The sequence below is a fragment of the Cohnella sp. OV330 genome (assembly GCF_900112065.1).
Taxonomy (GTDB): Bacteria; Bacillota; Bacilli; order Paenibacillales; family Paenibacillaceae; genus Cohnella.
Map to the genome: position 1 here is coordinate 55,184 of NZ_FOKE01000009.1, position 19,959 is coordinate 75,142.

Sequence of the window (19,959 nt, forward strand, 5' to 3'; positions counted from 1 at the left end):
ACCAAAAAAGCTCCCGGCCGTCAAATGACGACCGAGAGCGGCTTGTTCCAATCTAGTCCGTCCTATTCCTTGGGATGAATCATGTCTTCCGGCTTCACGTACTCGGTGAACTGCTCGTCCGTCAGCAGGCCGGTCTTGAGGGCGGCTTCGCGGAGCGTGAGGCCTTCCTTGTGCGCCAGCTTGGCGATCTTGGCGGCGTTCTCGTAGCCGATGTACGGGTTGAGCGCCGTGACGAGCATGAGCGACTGCTCCAGATTGCGGCTCAGCACCTCGCGGTTCGGCTCGATACCGACGGCGCAGTGCTCGTTGAAGGAGCGCATGCCGTCCGCGAGCAGGCGGACCGACTGGAGGAACGCGTTCAGGATGACCGGCTTGAACACGTTCAGCTCGAAGTTGCCTTGGGAAGCCGCGAAGCCGATCGTCGCGTCGTTGCCCATGACCTGGCAGGCGATCATCGTGATCGCTTCGGCTTGGGTCGGGTTGACCTTGCCGGGCATGATGGAGCTGCCGGGCTCGTTCTCGGGAATCGTGATCTCGCCGATGCCGCTGCGGGGACCGCTCGCGAGCCAGCGCACGTCGTTGGCGATCTTCATCAGGTCGGCCGCGAGCGCCTTCAGCGCGCCGTGGGCGAAGACGGATTGGTCATGGCTGGTCAGCGCGTGGAACTTGTTGGGCGCGCTCACGAAGCCTTTGCCGCCGGTCGCTTCGCTCAAAGCCTGGGCGACGCCGTCGCCGAACGCCGGGTGCGCGTTGATGCCGGTGCCGACCGCCGTGCCGCCGATCGCCAGCTCCTTCAGCGTCTGCGCGCTGCTGCGGATCATTTGCTCGGTCTTTTCCAGCATCGCGTGCCAGCCGCTGATCTCTTGGCCGAGCGTGATCGGCGTCGCGTCCTGCAGGTGGGTACGACCGATTTTGACGATATCCATGAACGCTTCGGACTTCGCCTTCAGCGTCTCCTTGAGTTCGCCGAGCGCCGGGATGAGCACTTCGTCAACCGCAACGACGCTCGCGACGTGCATCGCGGTCGGGAACGTGTCGTTGGAGCTCTGCGACTTGTTCACGTCGTCGTTCGGATGGACGCGCTTATCCGAGCCCTTCGCTTCGAGCAGCTGATTGGCGCGCCGCGCGATAACTTCGTTGACGTTCATGTTGGACTGCGTGCCGCTGCCCGTCTGCCAGACGACGAGCGGGAATTCGGCATCCCATTCGCCGGCGACGATCTCGTCCGCTGCGGCGACGATCGCGTCCTTTTTGTCGGCATCGAGCTTGCCCAGCTTGTGGTTGACCTGCGCGGCCGCCTTCTTCAGTTGGGCGAACGCCGTGATCAATTCCTTTGGCATCCGCTCCGTGCCGATCTTGAAGTGCTGGCGGCTGCGCTCGGTCTGCGCGCCCCACATAGCGGTAGAGGGCACCTGAATCTCGCCCATCGTATCGCGTTCAATCCGGAATTCCATTGCTGATTCTCCTCCTGCACCCTTATGAGTTATGCGGTCCGTCCGGGCGGGACAACCTCCGCGGCTTTGGGCCGAACCGTCTTCCGATAAAAGCGGCCGCGTTCGCCGGAGCGCACCGCGAGGCCGTTTTTAACATCACGTCTTCCATTATAATGGCTTGCCCGCGAGGTTCCAAATGGAATTGCCAGGCCGCGCCCCGAAGTTCGAAGCAGAACGCGCATTCAAGTCGTGCCGTCTGCGGCCGGGATGAATACGATATGGCAATCATTTTTGAAAATACAATGCATGGGGGCTTGGGAGATATGAAGAAGTCATACAACGTAACCTGGAAGGGTCCGATACGGCGCGGCAGCGGTCTTGGCATCGCGAGCAGGCATTATGTCGACGCCTTGAGGAAGCAGGGCGTGCGGGTATCGATCGGCGGGGATAGCAGATCACGAGATTCGGCGAGCCGCGTGCTCATTTTCCATTATCCGCCCGACCGAATCCGGTTGAGCGAAGAGAAACGGCGCTATGATCGCGTGATCCTGAACGCGGTCTGGGAAACGACCCGAATTCCCCGGCGTTGGCTGAACAACATCAACCGGTTCGACGCGATTTTCGTGCCGTCAAGGCAGAACAAAGCAGCCTTCCGGGCAAGCGGCGTGACGGCGCCCATCTATATCGTGCCGCACGGCGTGAATGCCTCCTTCTATCGCCCTGGCAACCCGCCTTTGCGCATACCGGGTACGGCCGGCAGGTTCGTATTCGTGTCCGTGTTCGGCTTCCAGCATCGCAAAAATCCGGAAGCGCTGCTCAGGGCGTATTGGAAGGCGTTCTCGGCTCGCGACAAGGTTCATCTGGTTATCAAGACCAACGGATACGCGCCTTATGAAAGCAAGCAGTGGATCGAATCGCGGATTCGCGGTTTGAAGCGGAGGCTCGGTCTGCGCAAAAGCACGGCGCCCCTCACGGTGCTCGCGCATGGGATGGACGAACGCAGGCTGCGGGGAATCTATACGCTGGGAGACGCATTCGTGCTGCCGACAAGGGGAGAGGGCGTAGGATTGCCCTTCCTGGAGTCTCTCGCCAGCGGCACGCCAGTGATCGCGACCGGCTGGGGCGGCCATATGGACTTTGTGACGGATCGGAACGGGTTCAAGGTCGGTTACCGATTGCGCCCGCCCGCCGAGGGCATGAACAGGCCGACCGCGATTGCCCGCCGGTTCCGGCAACTGTTCAACGGTCCCGGACAACGGTGGGCCGAGGCGGACGAGGGAAGCCTGATGAGGCAGATGCGCAGGGCTTATCTGAATCCGGGGCTGTGCCGGCAAAAGGGACGCCGGGCCCGCCTGGATGCCGCCCGTCTCAGTTGGGGCAGGTCGGGAGCTATTATGAAAAGAGCCATCGGGCACGTCGCGGGGCGGCGGAAAAGAAGATAGTCCTGCAGCGACCGGCTTGCTCTGCGGCGGCTCCTGCTCGCGTGCGGACGGCACAGTCGCGGCAGGGTAGTCATAAAGGTTATGGTTGCGCTGGCGTTCGTCGGTAATCCGGGCGGGCGCTTTTGGCGTTTGCCGAGACGACTCGTTCCATTCTTGCCGCTGTTCCCCGCTGCGAGGTGTATGATATGCTAGGATAAATGTACGTACAAGTCATGATGGATGCCTAGGAGGATACGATGACAGCGAACGCGCAAGCTTATGAAGGTCAGTACCAGGGTTTGAAGGCAGTATGGCTGAAAGCGGGTCCGTACGAGGCGGCGGTGCTGCCGGAGATCGGCGCGAACCTGATCGCGTTCCGGGACACGGAGCGGGGATACGCCTTCTTGCGGGAGCCGGCCACGGATGAACTGCAGGGGTTCACGGAACGCCCGATGGTGCACGGCATTCCGGTGCTTTTCCCGCCGAACCGCTTCGAGGACGGCAAGTTCCCTTGGGAAGGCCGCGTGCTCGAGCTGCCCGTCAACGAGACCGATCGCAACAACCATCTGCACGGCTTCCTGTATAACATTCCCTGGCAGGTCGACGGCTTCAGCGCCGATGCGCTCGGCGCCCGTGCGGTATTCAGCGTGAAGGTGGCAAAAGGAGACGGGGTGTACGCGCGGTTTCCGTTCGCGTTTACCGTCCGGCTTGAGTATACGCTTGGCAGCGACGGCCTCCATCAGCGCGTCAGCGTGCGCAATGACGGCGAAGGCGCGATGCCTTGCCTGCTGGCCTTCCATACGGCCGTTAATGCGCCGTTCGTGCCGGGCAGCGCGCCGGACGATTATACGTTCAAGCTGACGGTCGGCGAACGCTGGGAAATGGGCGCGGACGGCCGGATGCTGCCAACCAAGCGCAGGCTGCCGCTCACGGAAGCCGAGGCGCGCATGCGCGACGGGACGCAGTCGCCGTTTTTCGAGTCGCTGGACAACCACTATACCGCAGTGCCGCAGAACGGCCGCAACCGCATGGAGCTGACCGATACGCGCACGGGCGTCAAGCTCGTCTATGACGTCGGCACTGGCTACAAGCAGTGGATGATCTGGAACGAAGGCGCCAAGGGCGGCTACTTCTGCCCGGAGCCGCAGGTCAACCTCGTGAATGCGCCGAACATCGAGCTGACGGCGGAGGAGAAGGAGCAGGCGGGACTGTTCGCCCTGTCGCCCGGCGAGATCTGGGAAGAGACGAGCCGGCTGTATACGATCGGCTGAGGAGACAAGGCGCTGCGTTGAGAAACGTGCGCGTGGCACGCGTTCGGGCGGCTACCGTAGCCGCGGAATTTGCGCTTGCGGAGCAGTAAGGTGCGGTAGAACTGCTGTAGGCGCAGAATTTGCATGTGCAGAGCAGCAATTCGCGGCGGAACTGCTGTTGGCGCAGAATTTGCGCTTGCGGAGCTGCAAAGTGCATTTGGAGAGGCTGTAGGCGCAGAATCTGCGTCTGCAGCCTTCTTCAGCTTATGGCGGCCGCTGTAAGCGCGGATTGTGCGGTTGCTGAATGACGCAGCGAGCGAAGAGAGCCAGCAGCCGCGAAAAGCGCGGCTGCAGCGACGCGCAGCTTATGCAGCCGCGGAAACCGCGCTTGCAGCGTATCTTATCTTGCAGAAGTTGGCTGTAGGCGCGGTTTCCGCGGCTCTAGCGCGGGGCGGATGAATAGGGCGATCGCCGCTAGGCATCCAGCAGCTTTCGCAGCTTCTCCTCGGTGCGCGAGTCGGCGGCGGGCGTGTAGACACTCAAGCGAAGATCGGCGCTGCCGTGCGCCTGAAGCGAGGTGAGATGGAAGAGCATCTTGCCCGCTTTGGCGTGCCTGAATTCGAGGGCGACCTCGGGCGCGCTGCTCACGCGGCCGTCGTTCCAGAGGCGCTCGAAGTCGGGATGGGCGCCTTTCATTTCCGCCAGGAACGCCTCGTACCACGCGTCCTCCACGTACTGCCCGTAGTACGCCCGGAAGATCGCGAGGAAGCCGCTCGCGAACGACTCCCAATTGACGGCCAGCCTTCTGAACTCCTTGCGCGTGAACACGAGCCGGATCATATTGCGATCCTCGGGCGCGATCCGGCCGAAGTCGGCGAAGACGCGGGCGGCCGCTTCGTTCCAGCCGACGATCTGGCATCGCCTGTCCGACACGATCGTCGGGCACTGCCGCAGCTCGTCCACGACGCGCGACAGCGAGGGCGTCATGACCGGCGGGGCTTCCCGCTCGTAGTCGACAGCGCCCGACGCGCCGCCGCTCTCGGCCAGCGAATAGAAGTATTTGCGCTCGTCGGCCGTCAGCCGCAGCGCCTCGGCCACGCACTCCAGCACGGCGTGCGAAGCTTGGATGTCGCGTCCCTGCTCCAACCAGGTATACCACGTGCTGCTCACGCCCGCCAGCTGCGCCACCTCTTCCCGACGCAGTCCCGGCGTCCGCCGTCTGCCGATGTCCGGCAGCCCCACTTCCCCCGGGGAGAGCTTCGCCCGCCGCGCCTTCAAAAACGCGGACAGCGCCTGCAATCGTGTTTGCTTGTTCATGCTCCCCGTCCTTCCCTGCATAGCCTGTTATTCAGGTGTTCTTTATACCAGTATAACCTATAACTTGTACTAGGATATTGGCATGTGAAATGATAGGACTATAGCAAGGTACACAGGATGGAGGAGATCGGCATGGCAAGAGCGGTCATCACAGGTATGGGCGTCGTGTCGCCGCTGGGCACGGACGTGGCTTCGTTTTGGGAAGGGCTCGTCGAGGGACGCTCCGGCGTTCGGACGATCGAACATATGGATGTGTCGGGGTACAAGACGCGGATCGCGGGACTGGTGCAGGACTTCGATGCGGAGGCGATGTTCGGTCGCAAGGAAGCGAGGCGCATGGACCGCTTCACCCAGTTCGCGATCGCGGCGGCGGATCAGGCGATCGCCCAATCGGGACTGGATATGGAAAAAACGGACCGCGAGCGGGTCGCGGTATACGTCGGCTCGGGTACCGGCGGCTTGAGGACGCTGAGCGACAACGAGTCGCTGCTGCGCGAGCGCGGTCCCGAGCGGGTCAGCCCGCTGCTCGTGCCGATGATGATCGCTAACATGGCCGCGGCGCAGATCAGCATCCGCTACGGCACGTACGGGCCGACGATGTCGCCGGTGACGGCCTGCTCGATCGGCAACACGGCGATCGGCGAGGCGTTCCGGCTCATCCGCGACGGCGAGGCCGACGTCGTCATCGCCGGGGGCGCCGAAGCGGCCGTGACGGAGCTGTCGCTCGCGAGCTTCGGCAACGCGACGGCGCTGTCCCGCCGCAACGACGAGCCCGGGCGGGCGAGCCGCCCGTTCGACGCGGACCGCGACGGGTTCGTGCTCGGCGAGGGCGCGGGCATCGTCGTGCTCGAGTCGCTCGAGCACGCGCTGGCGCGCGGCGCGCAACCGCTCGCCGAGGTGATCGGCTACGGCGCGAGCTCCGACGCCTATCACCAGGTCGCCACCCATCCCGAGGGACGGGGGGCGGTGCTGGCAATGCGCGCGGCGCTCCGCAGCGCGGGCATCTCGCCGGCGGACGTGGACGTCGTCAGCGCGCATGCCACGAGCACGGAGCTCGGCGACGCGACGGAGACGCTCGCGATCAAGCAGGTATTCGGCGAACGCGCGGGGGAAGTGCCCGTGACGGCCAACAAGTCGATGACCGGGCACATGCTGGGCGCCTCCGGCGGCGCGCAGGCGATCGCGCTCGTCCAGACGCTGCGCGAGGGGATCATCCCGCCGACGATCAATCTCGAACGGGCGGATCCCGCCTGCGACCTGGACTACGTGCCGAACGAGGCGCGCCGGGGCCAGAACCTGAAGGTGGGCCTGTCGAACTCCTTCGGCTTCGGCGGTCACAACGCGGTCATCGTGCTGCGCAGGTTCGACGAGGCGTGAGGCTTGCGCCGCGAATGTGGCACGAGGCTGCCTGACGGTGGCCGGTGGCCGGCAGCCTGCATCACAGCCTGCATCACAGCCTGCACCACAATCTGCACCCTGCGCTGCAGCCAGTGCGTTCAACCCGCCCTTCATTTTGTTGTATAATGGGCACATCTGAGGGTGCGAGGAGCTGGATGAAGAAGATGTTCCATACGAAAAAGGTGCTGCTGCTCGGTTCGGGCGAGCTGGGCAAAGAGGTCATACTGGAGGCGCAGCGCCTCGGCGCCGAGACGGTCGCCGTCGATCGGTACGAGGGCGCGCCCGCCATGCACGTGGCCGACCGCAGCTATGTCATCGACATGCTGGACAGGCAGGCGCTGCGCGAGTTGATCCTGCGCGAGCGGCCCGATCTGATCGTGCCGGAGATCGAAGCGATCGCGACGGCCGAGCTCGTGAAGCTGGAGGAGGAAGGCTTCACGGTCATCCCGACCGCGCGAGCCGCCCAACTGACGATGGACCGCGAGGGCATCCGCCGGCTGGCCGCGGAGACGCTGGGCCTGCCGACGGCGAAGTACCGCTTCGCGGATACCTACGACGAATTCGCCGAAGCCGCGCGCGCGATGGGCTTCCCCTGCGTGGTCAAGCCGCTCATGAGCTCCTCGGGCAAAGGCCAGAGCGTCTGCCGCTCCGAGGCGGAGCTGGCGGAGAGCTGGCGGATCGCCATGGAGGGCGGCCGGGTTCAGCATGGACGGGTCATCGTAGAGGAATTCATCCGGTTCGAATCGGAGATCACGCTGCTGACCGTCCGCACCGCCCAAGGGACGCAGTTCTGCCCGCCGATCGGCCACGTCCAACAGGGCGGCGACTATATCGAGTCTTGGCAGCCGCATGAGATGACCGCAGCGCAGCTCGAAGACTCGCGGCGCATCGCGCTCGCGATCACGGACGCGCTCGGCGGCGTCGGCCTGTTCGGCGTCGAGCTGTTCCTGGCCGAGGACAAAGTCTACTTCAGCGAAGTGTCCCCGCGTCCGCACGACACGGGACTCGTCACGCTTGTCAGCCAGAATCTGTCGGAGTTCGCGCTGCACGTGCGGGCGATCCTCGGCCTGCCGATCCCCGAGATCAAGCTGGCGTCGCCTGGCGCAAGCCGGCCGCTCAAGGCGCTGGAGGCATGGGACGGATATCGTCTCACGGGCGCCGCAGAGGCGCTCGCCGTGCCGGACACGCAGCTGCGCGTCTTCGGCAAGCCCGTGACCAAGCCCGGCCGCCGCATGGCCGTGGCGCTGGCCGCCGCGGACACCGTGCTCGAGGCGCGTTCGCGGGCGACCGAGGCGCTCGGCAAACTCGGGCTCGAGAGCGTCTAACCCGCTTTAACCATTCCGACCGCCCGAGCCGCCCGACAAAGCCCCTGCCAAGCCGCAAGTCAGCGGCCGGCAGGGGCTTTTTCACCCGTCAGCGTCCCTGCTCGGCCGTCCGTCCTCGCGCCGCCCTCCGCCAGTCCCGCTCCCCGCCGTTCGTCCCGCGCGGAGCATCCCTCTGAGCTTGGCGACCGTCCAATAGATCGCTGGCGTCAGAAAGACGAGCCAGGTGAAGATCACGAACGACGGCACCATCGTCAACTCCCGGAATTCCGCCGGGAAGCGGGAAAACTGGTAGGCGCAAGCGAATACGAAAGCCGTCAAGGCGAACGTCAGCGGCCGATGGGACTGGATGCCCGCGTACCGCATGGCGATACGGCTCGCCATGAACAGCAGGACGGCCGTCTTGATGAGGAGAGTCGCGGACCAGATGCCGATCAGGAGCGGATCGAGATTTTCCAAGACCTCGCCGAAGGAGATGAAGCGGACGGCCTCGAGCAAGGGATAGGACATGTTCCCTGCGAGTTCAGGACCGAACAGCAGTAGGCTGGATAGCCAGTAGGCGACCAAGACGACGACGATGAGCGTCTGCATGGAAGCGAGCTTGCGAAGGGGATTGGGCGCGGATTCGAAGAAGGGCGCCAGCAGGAACAGCAGGGACAAATCGTTCAGCCAGCCGACCGCAAAAAACGTTGAAGCTGCCAGCTTGGATGCCGACCAATGCGTAATAAGCGCGATCGTCATGTTGTATTTCATTTTAAACAGAAGCACGAACAGGACGGGTAACATCGTCGCGAATACGGAAAGGAAAAAGCCGTCGCTGAGCAGCGCGATCGAGCGGATGCCGGAGCGGGCGGCAAGCGCGGCGCACAGCAGGAAGCAGCCTAGCATCATCGGCGTGGGCGTCCCCTCCAGATAGACCGAGATGAACAGGTCGGAATAGGCGGACGCGCAGATCGAAGCGACCATCAGGCAATACAGGAGCACGATCGCGGAAAAGAAGAGGTGAGGCAAGCGGCCGACGATGCCGCCGCCGTATTCGGCCCACTCCCGTCCCTTGAAGGCGTAGGCGATGCGGATGGAGAAGAAGGCGAAGATCATGCTCGCGAGGCCGGCGCAGGGAATGGCGAGCAAGCCCAAGTACCCGCCCAGCGCATACATGGGGCTTAGCATGAAAACGATCGGCGCAGCGATCAGATGCAGCGCGAATATCCGCCATAGATGAACGAATTTAAGAGGTTTCATGCTTCGTTCAACTCCCAACTCCTCAGCTTTACCGCAAGATAGCGTCGGCCCACCCGAACAGTCCCCGAATGATCCAGACCGGCAGCGGGAGCCAATCGGCGAATACCGCGGTTCCCGCATAGCCGATACTCAGCAGCCATGCGGCCATCGTCGTAAAGCGAGCCCGTCTGCTCCCCGAGCGAAGCCGGTACAGCTCGAAGACTGCGACCCCTGCCATGATCAGCCATGCCGCCTTCATTTGGATATTGCCTTCTGGATTGTCCATAGCGGCTTGTGTTCCGAGTCCAAATGGGTCACGCGTATGCGGGTCTCCACCTTAAACCGAACTTCCTCGGCGTATACTTGCGTCCATTTATCCTTCACGCGCGTCCACAAGCGGGGATGGCGCCACTCCAGGCGCCGGCCAAGCTCCAGAATATCCGCGCCTGCCGCTTGAGACTTTTCCAGCGCGCTTTGCAGATCGGAGGAGATTGCCTCGTTCATTTGCCGCTCCAGCTTGTGGAGCGTGCCGGAAGAGGAGACGTCCTCGCCGCTTAGCGCGGATTCAAGCGAGGCCTCCGCGCTGAGCCGGACCCGGCACACGATATCGCCTGCCGGAGAGACGATAGGGTAAATTTTGGATTTTAGATGGTTCAGCCTATAGTCGAATTTCCCTTTGCCCGACAGCACGTCATACATCGGTTCGGAGAGATTGCCCTCCGCCCAGCTGGCCGCTTTGGCTTCCTCGATATTGAGCCTGCCCTTCATGCGCATGTCCTGGATCATCGCGGTGCCCGCGATGCCGGTCCAGGGGCTGACCTTGTTGCCTTCGCTGATCAGCGGTTTATGTCCGGTCCGCAGCAGCGGAACGGACGTGCCGACGCCGGCCGCGCTGGCGACGGCCAAGTCTTTGATCGTCGCTTGCCCGACGAACTTGCGGCTGCCGAACTTGCGCAGCACTTCGCCCGGGGCTCTCTCGTAGACGGGCGTCAGCTCCACGACTTCCTTGGCGAGCCCATCGGACACGAACACGAACGTCCGTAGCGGGAAGAAAGGGTTGCGCGCGGTCCATTCCAGCACTTCCTTAAGGCCCCTTTGCGCGGCGAAGTCCGCGCTGACGACGACGGCGCGTGTCTGCCCCCAGGTGAGCTTGCGCGTCAGGTCGTTCTGGATCTTGTCAAGCGCCTCCGGAATCGTGGATCCGGACGCGGTGTTGGAAGTGTAGGACTTGCCCTGCTGGGGAGCCGAGTCGGCATTGCCGATCGCTCCCATCCGGTTAGGCAGCGGCGAACCGACCGTCAGCATGACCTCGCCGGGATTTTCGCCCAGGTCGATGTATGCGCTCGTGATGAAACTGCGGTCATTCAGCTCTAACTTCGACCAGCAGCCGGAGAGCGGCAGGACGAGCGACGCGGCGACGAGCGTCGTTCGAGAAAATCTATTCATGGCCGGGCAGCCTTTCCGCGGGATCCAACTTGCGGTAAGCTTCTGGGCGCGAGTTCATCCGCGTCCAATTGATGCGGATGAACGTATCCTTCCAATCCCGCACGGACAGCGGCGCGAGGGGATGCATATATGGCACGCCGAACGAGGAAAGCGATACCAGATGCCAGAAAAGGATGAACAGCCCGGTCACGAGACCGGCCATGCCGAGCAGTCCGCCCAGGAGCAGCAACGGAAACCGCAGCAGGCGGAACGCGAGGCCCAGCTCGAAGTGCGGAATGACGAAGGAAGCGATGCCCGTGATCGACACGACGATGACGGTCGGCGCGGATACGATGCCGGCCTGCACGGTGGCTTGTCCGATGACGATCGCGCCGATGATCGATACGGTTTGCCCGAGGGGTCTCGGAATACGGATGCCGGCCTCCCGGAGACCTTCGAAGATCAGCTCCATGATGAGCACTTCCGCCAGCGCGGGGAACGGAATGTTTTCTCTGGCGGCCGTGATCGTCTGCAGCAGGTTGGCGGGAACGATCTCCGGATGGAAGGTCGTGACCGCCACGTACACCGAAGGCACGAGAAAGGACATGGCGACGAAAAACAGGCGGATCCACCGGATCCAGGTCGATGCCATGAAGTTCTGGTAGTAGTCTTCCGCCGACTGCATGAGCGAGAAAAAGGTGACAGGCACGATCAACGATTGCGGCGTGCCGTCCATCATCATGCCGATGCGTCCCTCCATCAGCGCGGCGGCCAGCGTGTCCGGGCGCTCGGAATACTGAACCGTAGGAAAGGGGGAGAACGGCATATCTTGCATCCGCTCCGCGATATAGCTGGCGCCGAGCACGCTGCTCACGTCCGTGGCGGCGAGTTTTTTCTTTACCTCGCCCAGCACGTCCTCGTTGCAGACGCCTTGGATGTAGACGAGGTAAGTTTCCGTCTTGGTGAACCGTCCGAACGTATACTTCTCGACTTTGAAATCGGGATGCTTCAGCTTATGGCGAACGAGGGCGAGATTGGTGCGGATGTTCTCCACGAACGCTTCCTGCGGTCCGACGATGACGGTCTCGTGCTGGGATTCCGTGACGGCGCGGTCGTTGTATTGCGTGACGGGGAACAGGCAAATGCCTTTCCCGCCTGCTTCGATGAGCAGTGCGGCCTGTCCCTCCAAGATCGACGATACGGCCTGATCGACGTCCCGTACGCGGGTGGCCGGAATGGAGACGAGCGCGCCTTCAAGCAGACCGTCCAGCAGCTCCTTCGCTTCGAGGGACGGCTGCTCGCGGAGCGGCCGGATCAAATGCGCGAACAGCGTGGTTTTGTCCACGATCGTCTCGAAGTACACGAGCGTGCAGGCTACCCCGCCTGCGGAGATCGGTTGGCATACCAGGTCCTCGGTATGTTGGAATGCTCTCAAGATGGCGGACTGCGGGTCTCCCGAAGCGGGGCGCGAACCGCCCTTCGCGGCGAACCGCGCGCCGAAGCCGCCCGACGCGGGCCCGGACGGACGTCCCTGGAGCGAATGCCGGAGCCAAGCCCGAATCAGACGTTTGAGCATGCCGGTGTCGCCTCCTCCTTGTCCGCGGTCGTTGACAATAGTATGCAACAAACCCAATCTTCGCATCCGCCCGCTTTTTCAGAATTTGTTCAGTAACAAGTGATATAAAAAGAGTATGTAAACGGCCGAGCACCAAAACAAGGAGGCACCATCATGCTGCAAACGATCAAATTCGAAGCGAACGAAACGGCAACCAATCCCGTCGGTACGGCAATGAGCGTCATCGGAGGCAAGTGGAAGGGCGTCATTCTCTATCAGCTCATCCAGCAGGAAGCCCGCTTCAATCAGCTTCGCCGGATGATTCCCGGCATTACGCAGCGCATGCTGGTGCTGCAGCTGCGCGATCTTGAGCGCGAAGGCCTCGTGCAGCGCATCGTCTACCAGGAGACGCCGCCGAAGATCGGCTATCGGCTCACCGATTACGGCCGTACGCTGGTACCCGTCATCCTGATGCTGAAGGAATGGGGCGAGAGCCACCAGTCAACCATGCATTGACATAAAGAGCGTGTCTCCCGTCCCGTTGACGGGGGCGACACCCCATGACCGACCATGCTTACCGCGAATGCGATGCCGCAGCGCGGTTTTTTTTGTTTTTCGGCAAGCGCAGCGCATCCCGCGCCTATAAACGAGCCGGTGTTTTAATACTCCGATAATTCCGGCTTTACAACGTCCGGCTACAATAGAGTTGCGGCCCGACATCATTTTACGCAAAGCTTGACAATCGCCGGTCAAAAAAGGAGAACCCGCCATGGGAATTCATGCCTACTTCAGATCGCTGGACGTGCTCGACCGGATCATTCGCTGCCCGGGCAAATTCAAGTTCGAGGAGCATAGCGTCGCCGCGCACTCTTGGAAGGTCGTTCAGTATGCCAAGACCTTCGCGGATATCGAAGAGCAGCAGGGCGCGGTCATCGACTGGAAAAAGCTTTACCGGATCACGAGCAGCCATGATTACGGAGAAATTTTTATCGGGGATATCAAGACGCCCGTCAAGCATTCCTCCATGCAGCTGCGCACGCTTCTTCAGCGCGTCGAGGAGGGCATGATCCATAATTTTATCGAGGAGCATATCCCGCGCGAGTTCAAGGCGATTTTCCAAGAGCAACTGCGCGAGGGGAAGGACCAGTCGATCGAGGGGCTGATCCTCGAAGCGGCCGACAAGCTCGACCAAGTATACGAGGCGTTCTCCGAGCTTCAGCGGGGCAACACGGAAAAAGAATTCGTCTCGATGTACCGGCACGCGCTCCTCAAGATTCGCAGCATACCGCTCAAGTGCGTGGATTACTTCTTCGACAGCATCTTGCCGGATCTCGTGAGCGAGGAGTCGATGTCGCCCGTCGACATCCGCAAGATTACCGAGGAAGCGCTGGCGTCCGCGCCGTCGCAGCCGTATCCGGCATGATGGCGCGCATCCGCTTTTCGCGCGATCGCCCAAACCAAACCCTTATACGCATAAAAAGAGGCTGTTCTTCCCGTCATCTTCATGACCGGAGAACAGCCCTTCTTATTTTAGTGCTTTATTCCGCCGTCGATACCCGTATGCTGCCGCTGTCCGTACGCACTTTAATCGTGTCGTTCGTCTGACCCGGCGAATCCGGCGAGTGGATCGAGCCGGAGTCCGAGCGGAGGTCATAGTGACCGGCGAAGGCCGCCGGCACTTCGACGCGTACGCTGCCGGAGTCGCTGGAGACGTCGGCGGAGGACGTGTCGGTCTTGGACAGCCGTACGCTGCCGGAATCGGTCTTGATCGAAGCCGTGCCGGTCAAAGACGAGATCCGGACCGAGCCGGAGTCCGACGAGGCCGTCGCGTCGGCCGTCACGCCGTCTGCCTCGATGCTGCCGGAGTCCGTCTTCACCTTGAGTTGTTCTGCGCGAACGGCGCCGAGCTTGACCGAACCGGAGTCGGATTTGAATTCGACCGTTCCCGCATCGATATTCGAAGCCCGCAGCGAGCCGGAATCAGAGCCGATCGCCACTTGCTGCGCTCTGGGGCCGTCCACGGTCACGGAGCCGGAGTCCGACTTGATCGTGACGTCGTCCAGCCGACCGGTCCCGCTCAGCGCGACGACGATCGTCTGCTTGTGGCTGCCGAAGTCGAAGTCCATGTTGAACCATCTGTCCTTGGCATCCAGATCGAGCTTCAGCTTGCCGTCCTGCACGGTCACGTCCGACAGCCGGTCGATGACCTCTTGCTCTTCTTCGCCGTTCAGCGTGACGGTGTTCTTGCCGTCCGCGCTCGCGACGAAGCGTACATCCAGGCTCTTCGCTTCACCGTCGATCTCGAGTGACCGAAGCGTTCCCTCGTCGAACGTCCACGCCTGCGAATGCGCCGTTAGCGGTTCCGCAAAGTGGAATTTGTAATATGCTGCGCCCCCCAAGCCGATGAGAATGAGGCCGATCGCGATCGTTACCCAGGATACTTTTTTCATTATAATGCCCTTCCTTTCCGAATGCGGGCCGATAAGGCGAGTCCGCCGGCCGTACAACGAATGCCGGCTTTGAATGCTGCGATCGTGCCGAGCGCGGCGAGCATGCCGAAGCCTGTTACCGCGAAGCTGACGAACAGGGCTGCCGGGTAGCGTTCTCCGCTCAGCGTCCAGTCCAGCAGTACCGCAACCGGAGCGGCGATGAGCGCGATATTGGCTGCGGCCAGGGCGGATAATACGGCCCACAGCGCGAGCCCCAGCGGGATGGCGAAGATGCCGAGTAGCCAGAGCAGCGCGACGGCCGCCGGACTAGCCGATCTGTTGTCGTTCACGTTTGTTCCCCATTTCTGTACGTTAGGCGGCCTGCATAATTCCAAGCCTGCCGCTTCATTATAGAATGAACGCATGCTTCCGGGGAACAGACGCCGGTTGGACCGCCGCTCCGCCTCAGGTCCAGGGAAGGGACGGCATCCGCGGGTTATATGAAGGGCGTTTCGTTTGGAAGCCTTTTCGGCCGGGTAAGAGGAAATGCGAGCGTGACGCAGCTTGAAAGTTGAATCGAAGCCGTCCTGCGCAGGTGAAATTTCGAATCTAGGCCGATTTAGACTATATTTTGTCACATTTCTGTGATAGAATGTTCACAGATAGCGTTTCCACTGAAGGGAGCTGTTCACATGAGAAAAGACATGACGATCGCGTTGAAATGGACGGCGGCGGTTATTATTGCATTCGGCGTCATTTGCAGCGCATTGAATATGAACGAATTCAACGACGGCAACCTCGGACTGATGATCGGCATCGGCTTCCTCGTAGGCGGCCTGCAGATTCTGCTGTTCGGCGTAGCCGCGCCATTGATGATGAAGAAGTCGGATCTCGAGCCCGAAGGTCTCGACAAGGTCGAAGACCTCGCCTGATCCGGCGCCCGCCGGAAGGATCCATTCAGCCAAAGACTGCCTGCGCAGAGAGACTTCTCCGCGCAAGGCAGTTTTTTTGTTGCGTTTGTTTGAACAAAGGTCGAATTGGTGAACAATTTATTGCTAAATATCAAACAAACATTGACGCATTTGTTAACAGCAGCGCCGCGGCCTTCGGTTTTTGATATGTTAATGACATAGCGCGGAGTTCTGACGAGAGCAGCCGCGGGCCCGGCGCCAAGCCGCAATCAAGGAGTGTGAGCAAATGAAGTACAAAGGGTGGTTCATGCGGGCGGCGGCGTTCCTGCCGCTGGCGCTGATGACGTTCCTGCTGTCGGGATGCGCGGACGTAGTCGTCCTTAATCCCAAAGGGGAGATCGCCAAGCATCAGCTTGATCTCATCTATATCACGACGGGACTGTGTCTCATCATTATCGTGCCCGTCCTCATATTGACGTTCTGGATCGCTTGGAAGTATCGGGCGAAGAGCAAAAAGAAAGAAGCGTACCAGCCCGAGTGGGATCACAGTACGAAGCTGGAAGCCGTCTGGTGGGGCATTCCGATCCTGATCATTCTGCTGATCGCGATCGTCACGGTGCAATACAGCTATAAGCTGGAGCCTTCCAAGGCGCTCGCTTCCGACGAGAAGCCGATCACGATCCAGGTCGTAGCGTTGGACTGGAAGTGGCTGTTCCTCTATCCGGAGCAAGGCATCGCTACGGTTAACTACGTACAGTTCCCTGAGAAGGTTCCCGTTCAGTTTCAACTGACCGCGGACGCGCCGATGAACTCGTTCTGGATCCCGCAGCTCGGCGGCCAGATCTACACGATGTCCGGCATGGCGATGAAGCTCCATCTGATCGCCGACGAGCCGGGCGATTACTTCGGCACGGGCGCGAACTTCAGCGGCGAATACTTCGGCAAGATGACCTTTAACGCCAAGGCGACGTCGCGGGCCGACTTCGACAAGTGGGTGCAAGACGTCAAGCAATCGTATCCGGCGATGAGCCAGGAAGGCTATAACGAGCTCGCGCAGCCGGCGACTTCGCTGGTGCGTTCGTTCTCCGCATTCCCGAACGGGATGTTCGACAATATCGTCAACAAGTACGTCGTGGCAGGCCAATCCGGCCATCATCACGGCGGAGATGCGGCTTCGTCCAACGAAGGCGCGGACGTCGCGGACGGTCAAGCCGGCCACGATATGAGCGAGATGGACATGAGCGAAATGGACATGTCCGACGCGGGCGATAGCGGCGCCGCGCATCAACATTAAGGAGGGGACCCGATTGAAGATTACCAAGCTATCCGATTTCTTCGTGACTGGGGACCCGCTCATCTACGGCGCCGACGTCGCGATCGGACTGACGATGGTCGCCATCGTTGTCGCGCTCACCGCGTTCAAGCGCTGGGGTTGGCTGTGGCGCGAGTGGCTGACGACCGTCGATCACAAGCGGATCGGCATCATGTACGTCATCGCTTCGCTGCTCATGCTGTTCCGCGGGGGCGTCGATGCCTTGCTCATGCGGACCCAACTGGCGCTGCCAGACAGCATGGAGTTCCTGAAGCCCGATCACTATAACGATATTTTCACGACGCACGGCGTCATCATGATTTTGTTCATGGCGATGCCGCTCATGTTCGGTTTGTTTAACCTAACCGTACCGCTGCAGATCGGCGCGCGCGACGTCGCGTTCCCGCTGCTGAACTCCCTGAGCTTCTGGCTGTTCTTCATGGGCGCGATGCTGTTCAACGTCTCGTTCGTCATCGGCGGTTCGCCGGAGGCGGGATGGCTCGCTTATCCGCCGCTCTCCGAGAAGATGTTCAGTCCGGGCGTGGGGCAGGACTTCTATATCTGGGGCATTCAAATCTCGGGTATCGGCTCCTTGATGACCGGTATCAACTTTATCGTCACGATTCTGAAGATGCGCGCGCCGGGAATGAAGCTCATGAAGATGCCGATGTTCACCTGGTCGGTGCTCTCGAGCTGCTTGACGATCATCCTGGCGTTTCCGATTCTGACGGTGACGTTGGCGCTGCTCTTCATCGACCGTTACTTCGGCGCCCACTTCTTCACGCTCGATATGGGCGGCAATCCGATGATGTATATCAACCTCATCTGGATGTGGGGTCACCCTGAAGTGTATATCGTCGTACTGCCGGCGTTCGGCATATTCTCGGAGATCGTGGCCACCTTCTCCAAGAAGAGGCTGTTCGGCTACGGCTCCATGGTGTTCGCGCTGATGAGCATCAGCATATTTTCGTTCTTCACATGGGCCCACCACTTCTTCACGATGGGTTCGGGCGCGAACGTCAACGCCTTTTTCGCCGTCACTACGATGATCATCGCGATCCCGACAGGGGTCAAAATATTCAACTGGCTGTTTACGATGTACAAGGGGAAAATTACGTTCGAGCTGCCGATGCTCTGGACGATGGCATTTATTCCATGCTTCATCGTCGGCGGCATGACCGGCGTTATGCTGTCCGTCGCGCCGGCCGACTTCCAGTTCCACAACAGCTACTTCCTGATCGCTCACTTCCACCAAGTGCTCATCGGGGGCGTCGTGTTCGGTTACTTCGCAGGTCTGTACTACTGGTGGCCGAAGGTGTTCGGCTTCAAGCTCAACGAGAAGCTCGGCCGCTGGGCGTTCTGGCTGTGGAACATCGGCTTCTACGTCTGCTTCATGCCGCAATACGTGCTCGGCCTCATGGGCATGACGCGCCGCGTCAGCTCGTACAGCTGGGACACCGGCTGGTGGAGCTGGAACTTCGTCTCCACGATCGGCGGCTTCCTGATGGGGATCGGCTTCCTGTTCCAAGTGTGGCAGATTCTGCACAGCATCAAGTTCATGGAGCGCGTCAAGGGCGATCCATGGGGCGGACGCACGCTGGAGTGGTCGATTCCTTCGCCTGCGCCGTTCTACAACTTCACGATCACGCCGAAGGTCGAAGGCAGAGACGACTGGTGGCGCCGCAAGGAGCTGGCCGCACAGGGCGTCCAGGATCCGCCGCCCAAGTACGAACCGATCCACATGCCGAAAAACTCGGGGACGCCAATCGTCATGTCCGTGTTCTGGTTCATCCTCGGCTTCGGCTTCGTATTCGACTGGCTGTGGCTGATCGTACCGGGCGCGATCGGGATCGCGGCCACCATGCTGTATCACTCGTTTAACTACGACACGGATTACTACGTAACGGCTGAAGAGGTTAGAAAGACCGAAGCTAAAGCGGGGAGGGTTGTCTAATGGCGCATGTCGCGGCTAACCAATCATCGCACGACCACGATCACGGCCATGACGGCCATCACGACCTCGAAGCGCTTCGGACGATGGGCTTCTGGATTTTCATCATTACCGACTGTATTATATTCGGCACGTTGTTCGCCACGTATGCCGTCCTCATGAACAGCACGGCGGGCGGGCCTACCGCCTCCGAGCTGTTCGAGATGCCGGGCGTCATCGCAGAGACGTTTATCCTGTTGACCAGCAGCTTCACCAGCGGTCTGGCCGTATTGTCCATGAACCGGGGCGACAAGAAGGGCCTGATCGGCTGGCTCATCGTTACGGCGTTGCTGGGCGCGTCCTTTATCACGCTCGAAGTGACCGAGTTCCTGAAGATGGTCGACGAGGGCGCCAAGATCTCGACCAGCGCTTTCCTGTCCGCCTTCTACACGCTCGTCGGCACGCACGGTCTTCACGTCTCCATCGGTCTCATCTGGATGGTCGCGCTGATGCTGCAGGTGGCGAAGCGCGGCATCACGCCGGTGACCAAGCGCAAGATCGGCAACATCAGCTTGTACTGGCACTTTCTCGACGTCGTCTGGATCTTCGTCTTCACGATCGTGTACATGATGGGGGTGAGGTAAGATGGCGCAGCATCATGACACGCACGCCTCGCACGGCGCCGACGCGCACGAGTCCCACGGCTCGCTCAAGTCCTACGTGCTCGGCTTCGTCCTGTCGCTCATTCTGACGGCGATCCCGCTGATCCTCGTGCTGAACGACATCGTCACCGGCAACGCCGCCGACGTCGTCCTGCTCGCGACGGCCGTCCTGCAATTCGTCGTGCAGCTGTTCTTCTTCATGCACTTGAAGGAAGAGAAGAAGCCGCGCTACAACCTGATGGTGCTCCTGCTCGGCCTCGTCATCGTCCTGACGATCGTCGCCGGCTCCATCTGGATCATGAAGTACAACATGGTGGCGCATTGAGGAATTAAGGTTCTATATAAGAAGGCGACCCTTAGCGGATGATCCGGC

Annotated in this window: 19 protein-coding genes; 11 read left to right on the plus strand and 8 right to left on the minus strand. The window is 61.2% G+C overall.

Going from position 1 to position 19,959, the window contains the following annotated elements; all coding sequences use genetic code 11:
• Positions 1-62: 62 nt before the first annotated feature.
• Entirely contained in the window at positions 63-1,454 is a 1,392-nt protein-coding gene (gene fumC, locus BM235_RS20495; RefSeq protein ID WP_090116105.1) for a class II fumarate hydratase, read from the minus strand.
• Between the two features lie 302 nt (positions 1,455-1,756).
• Between fumC and BM235_RS20500 the strand changes: the two genes are divergently transcribed.
• Complete coding sequence (locus BM235_RS20500) at positions 1,757-2,875, plus strand: glycosyltransferase (RefSeq protein WP_090116106.1); 1,119 nt, start codon at positions 1,757-1,759, stop codon at positions 2,873-2,875.
• 236 nt (positions 2,876-3,111) lie between these two features.
• Positions 3,112-4,125, plus strand: a complete 1,014-nt coding sequence (locus tag BM235_RS20505; protein ID WP_090116107.1) for an aldose 1-epimerase — start codon at positions 3,112-3,114, stop codon at positions 4,123-4,125.
• Between the two features lie 453 nt (positions 4,126-4,578).
• Here the strand turns inward: BM235_RS20505 and BM235_RS20510 are convergent, their stop codons facing one another.
• Positions 4,579-5,421 carry a helix-turn-helix transcriptional regulator gene (locus BM235_RS20510; RefSeq protein WP_090116108.1) on the minus strand — a complete coding sequence of 281 codons (843 nt, stop codon included), beginning with the start codon at positions 5,419-5,421 and terminating at the stop codon, positions 4,579-4,581.
• Between the two features lie 132 nt (positions 5,422-5,553).
• Here BM235_RS20510 and fabF point away from each other — a divergent pair, with 132 nt between their 5' ends.
• Both fabF and purT read left to right on the plus strand, forming a co-directional pair.
• Positions 5,554-6,798: a beta-ketoacyl-ACP synthase II gene (fabF, locus tag BM235_RS20515; protein WP_090116336.1), complete on the plus strand. Its 1,245-nt coding sequence runs from the start codon at positions 5,554-5,556 to the stop codon at positions 6,796-6,798.
• Positions 6,799-6,983: 185 nt separating this feature from the next.
• The gene (gene purT / locus BM235_RS20520) at positions 6,984-8,144 is read left to right on the plus strand and encodes a formate-dependent phosphoribosylglycinamide formyltransferase (protein ID WP_090116337.1); all 1,161 of its coding nucleotides are present in this window, start codon (positions 6,984-6,986) and stop codon (positions 8,142-8,144) included.
• Between the two features lie 81 nt (positions 8,145-8,225).
• Here purT and BM235_RS20525 read toward each other — a convergent pair whose 3' ends face one another.
• The 4 genes from BM235_RS20525 to BM235_RS20535 are packed head-to-tail and all read right to left on the minus strand — an operon-like array spanning position 8,226 to position 12,363.
• Positions 8,226-9,383, minus strand: coding sequence for a GerAB/ArcD/ProY family transporter (locus tag BM235_RS20525; protein WP_158543777.1), 1,158 nt, complete (start codon positions 9,381-9,383; stop codon positions 8,226-8,228).
• A 28-nt stretch (positions 9,384-9,411) separates the two neighbouring features.
• The gene (locus tag BM235_RS32130) at positions 9,412-9,621 is read right to left on the minus strand and encodes a hypothetical protein (protein ID WP_146242240.1); all 210 of its coding nucleotides are present in this window, start codon (positions 9,619-9,621) and stop codon (positions 9,412-9,414) included.
• Positions 9,618-10,808, minus strand: coding sequence for a Ger(x)C family spore germination protein (locus BM235_RS20530; RefSeq protein WP_090116110.1), 1,191 nt, complete (start codon positions 10,806-10,808; stop codon positions 9,618-9,620). Before BM235_RS20530 ends, BM235_RS32130 begins: the two co-directional genes overlap by 4 nt.
• A complete protein-coding gene (locus BM235_RS20535) occupies positions 10,801-12,363 on the minus strand; it encodes a spore germination protein (protein WP_090116111.1) in 1,563 nt (520 codons plus the stop codon). Before BM235_RS20535 ends, BM235_RS20530 begins: the two co-directional genes overlap by 8 nt.
• A gap of 153 nt (positions 12,364-12,516) precedes the next feature.
• Here BM235_RS20535 and BM235_RS20540 point away from each other — a divergent pair, with 153 nt between their 5' ends.
• Complete coding sequence (locus BM235_RS20540) at positions 12,517-12,858, plus strand: winged helix-turn-helix transcriptional regulator (RefSeq protein WP_090116112.1); 342 nt, start codon at positions 12,517-12,519, stop codon at positions 12,856-12,858.
• A gap of 253 nt (positions 12,859-13,111) precedes the next feature.
• Positions 13,112-13,765 carry a YfbR-like 5'-deoxynucleotidase gene (locus tag BM235_RS20545; RefSeq protein ID WP_090116113.1) on the plus strand — a complete coding sequence of 218 codons (654 nt, stop codon included), beginning with the start codon at positions 13,112-13,114 and terminating at the stop codon, positions 13,763-13,765.
• 115 nt (positions 13,766-13,880) lie between these two features.
• On the opposite strand, the gene BM235_RS20550 is transcribed toward BM235_RS20545, so the two are convergent.
• Together BM235_RS20550 and BM235_RS20555 are read right to left on the minus strand one after the other, a co-directional pair.
• Positions 13,881-14,792, minus strand: coding sequence for a DUF4097 family beta strand repeat-containing protein (locus BM235_RS20550; RefSeq protein ID WP_090116114.1), 912 nt, complete (start codon positions 14,790-14,792; stop codon positions 13,881-13,883).
• Entirely contained in the window at positions 14,792-15,121 is a 330-nt protein-coding gene (locus BM235_RS20555) for a hypothetical protein (protein ID WP_090116115.1), read from the minus strand. The genes BM235_RS20550 and BM235_RS20555 overlap by 1 nt, the downstream gene beginning before the upstream one ends.
• Before the next feature lie 342 nt (positions 15,122-15,463).
• Between BM235_RS20555 and BM235_RS20560 the strand changes: the two genes are divergently transcribed.
• From BM235_RS20560 to cyoD, 5 genes are all read left to right on the plus strand, one after another.
• Entirely contained in the window at positions 15,464-15,703 is a 240-nt protein-coding gene (locus BM235_RS20560; RefSeq protein ID WP_090116116.1) for a hypothetical protein, read from the plus strand.
• A 265-nt stretch (positions 15,704-15,968) separates the two neighbouring features.
• Positions 15,969-16,976 (plus strand): ubiquinol oxidase subunit II, encoded by a 1,008-nt coding sequence (cyoA, locus tag BM235_RS20565; protein WP_090116117.1) that lies wholly within the window; start codon positions 15,969-15,971, stop codon positions 16,974-16,976.
• A 13-nt stretch (positions 16,977-16,989) separates the two neighbouring features.
• Positions 16,990-18,948, plus strand: coding sequence for a cbb3-type cytochrome c oxidase subunit I (locus BM235_RS20570; RefSeq protein ID WP_177244261.1), 1,959 nt, complete (start codon positions 16,990-16,992; stop codon positions 18,946-18,948).
• On the plus strand, positions 18,948-19,568 hold the full coding sequence (cyoC, locus tag BM235_RS20575; RefSeq protein WP_090116118.1) for a cytochrome o ubiquinol oxidase subunit III: 621 nt from the start codon (positions 18,948-18,950) through the stop codon (positions 19,566-19,568). Before BM235_RS20570 ends, cyoC begins: the two co-directional genes overlap by 1 nt.
• 1 nt (position 19,569) lies before the next feature.
• Positions 19,570-19,911 (plus strand): cytochrome o ubiquinol oxidase subunit IV, encoded by a 342-nt coding sequence (gene cyoD / locus BM235_RS20580; RefSeq protein WP_090116119.1) that lies wholly within the window; start codon positions 19,570-19,572, stop codon positions 19,909-19,911.
• The last annotated feature ends 48 nt before the right edge of the window (positions 19,912-19,959 follow it).

Bases quoted from the DNA above. Each gene is read 5' to 3' on its own strand.
- fumC (WP_090116105.1), bottom strand. From the start codon at position 1,454: ATGGAATTCCGGATTGAACGCGATACGATGGGCGAGATTCAGGTGCCC.
- BM235_RS20500 (WP_090116106.1), top strand. From the start codon at position 1,757: ATGAAGAAGTCATACAACGTAACCTGGAAGGGTCCGATACGGCGCGGC.
- BM235_RS20505 (WP_090116107.1), top strand. From the start codon at position 3,112: ATGACAGCGAACGCGCAAGCTTATGAAGGTCAGTACCAGGGTTTGAAG.
- BM235_RS20510 (WP_090116108.1), bottom strand. From the start codon at position 5,421: ATGAACAAGCAAACACGATTGCAGGCGCTGTCCGCGTTTTTGAAGGCG.
- fabF (WP_090116336.1), top strand. From the start codon at position 5,554: ATGGCAAGAGCGGTCATCACAGGTATGGGCGTCGTGTCGCCGCTGGGC.
- purT (WP_090116337.1), top strand. From the start codon at position 6,984: ATGTTCCATACGAAAAAGGTGCTGCTGCTCGGTTCGGGCGAGCTGGGC.
- BM235_RS20525 (WP_158543777.1), bottom strand. From the start codon at position 9,383: ATGAAACCTCTTAAATTCGTTCATCTATGGCGGATATTCGCGCTGCAT.
- BM235_RS32130 (WP_146242240.1), bottom strand. From the start codon at position 9,621: ATGAAGGCGGCATGGCTGATCATGGCAGGGGTCGCAGTCTTCGAGCTG.
- BM235_RS20530 (WP_090116110.1), bottom strand. From the start codon at position 10,808: ATGAATAGATTTTCTCGAACGACGCTCGTCGCCGCGTCGCTCGTCCTG.
- BM235_RS20535 (WP_090116111.1), bottom strand. From the start codon at position 12,363: ATGCTCAAACGTCTGATTCGGGCTTGGCTCCGGCATTCGCTCCAGGGA.
- BM235_RS20540 (WP_090116112.1), top strand. From the start codon at position 12,517: ATGCTGCAAACGATCAAATTCGAAGCGAACGAAACGGCAACCAATCCC.
- BM235_RS20545 (WP_090116113.1), top strand. From the start codon at position 13,112: ATGGGAATTCATGCCTACTTCAGATCGCTGGACGTGCTCGACCGGATC.
- BM235_RS20550 (WP_090116114.1), bottom strand. From the start codon at position 14,792: ATGAAAAAAGTATCCTGGGTAACGATCGCGATCGGCCTCATTCTCATC.
- BM235_RS20560 (WP_090116116.1), top strand. From the start codon at position 15,464: ATGAGAAAAGACATGACGATCGCGTTGAAATGGACGGCGGCGGTTATT.
- cyoA (WP_090116117.1), top strand. From the start codon at position 15,969: ATGAAGTACAAAGGGTGGTTCATGCGGGCGGCGGCGTTCCTGCCGCTG.
- cyoC (WP_090116118.1), top strand. From the start codon at position 18,948: ATGGCGCATGTCGCGGCTAACCAATCATCGCACGACCACGATCACGGC.
- cyoD (WP_090116119.1), top strand. From the start codon at position 19,570: ATGGCGCAGCATCATGACACGCACGCCTCGCACGGCGCCGACGCGCAC.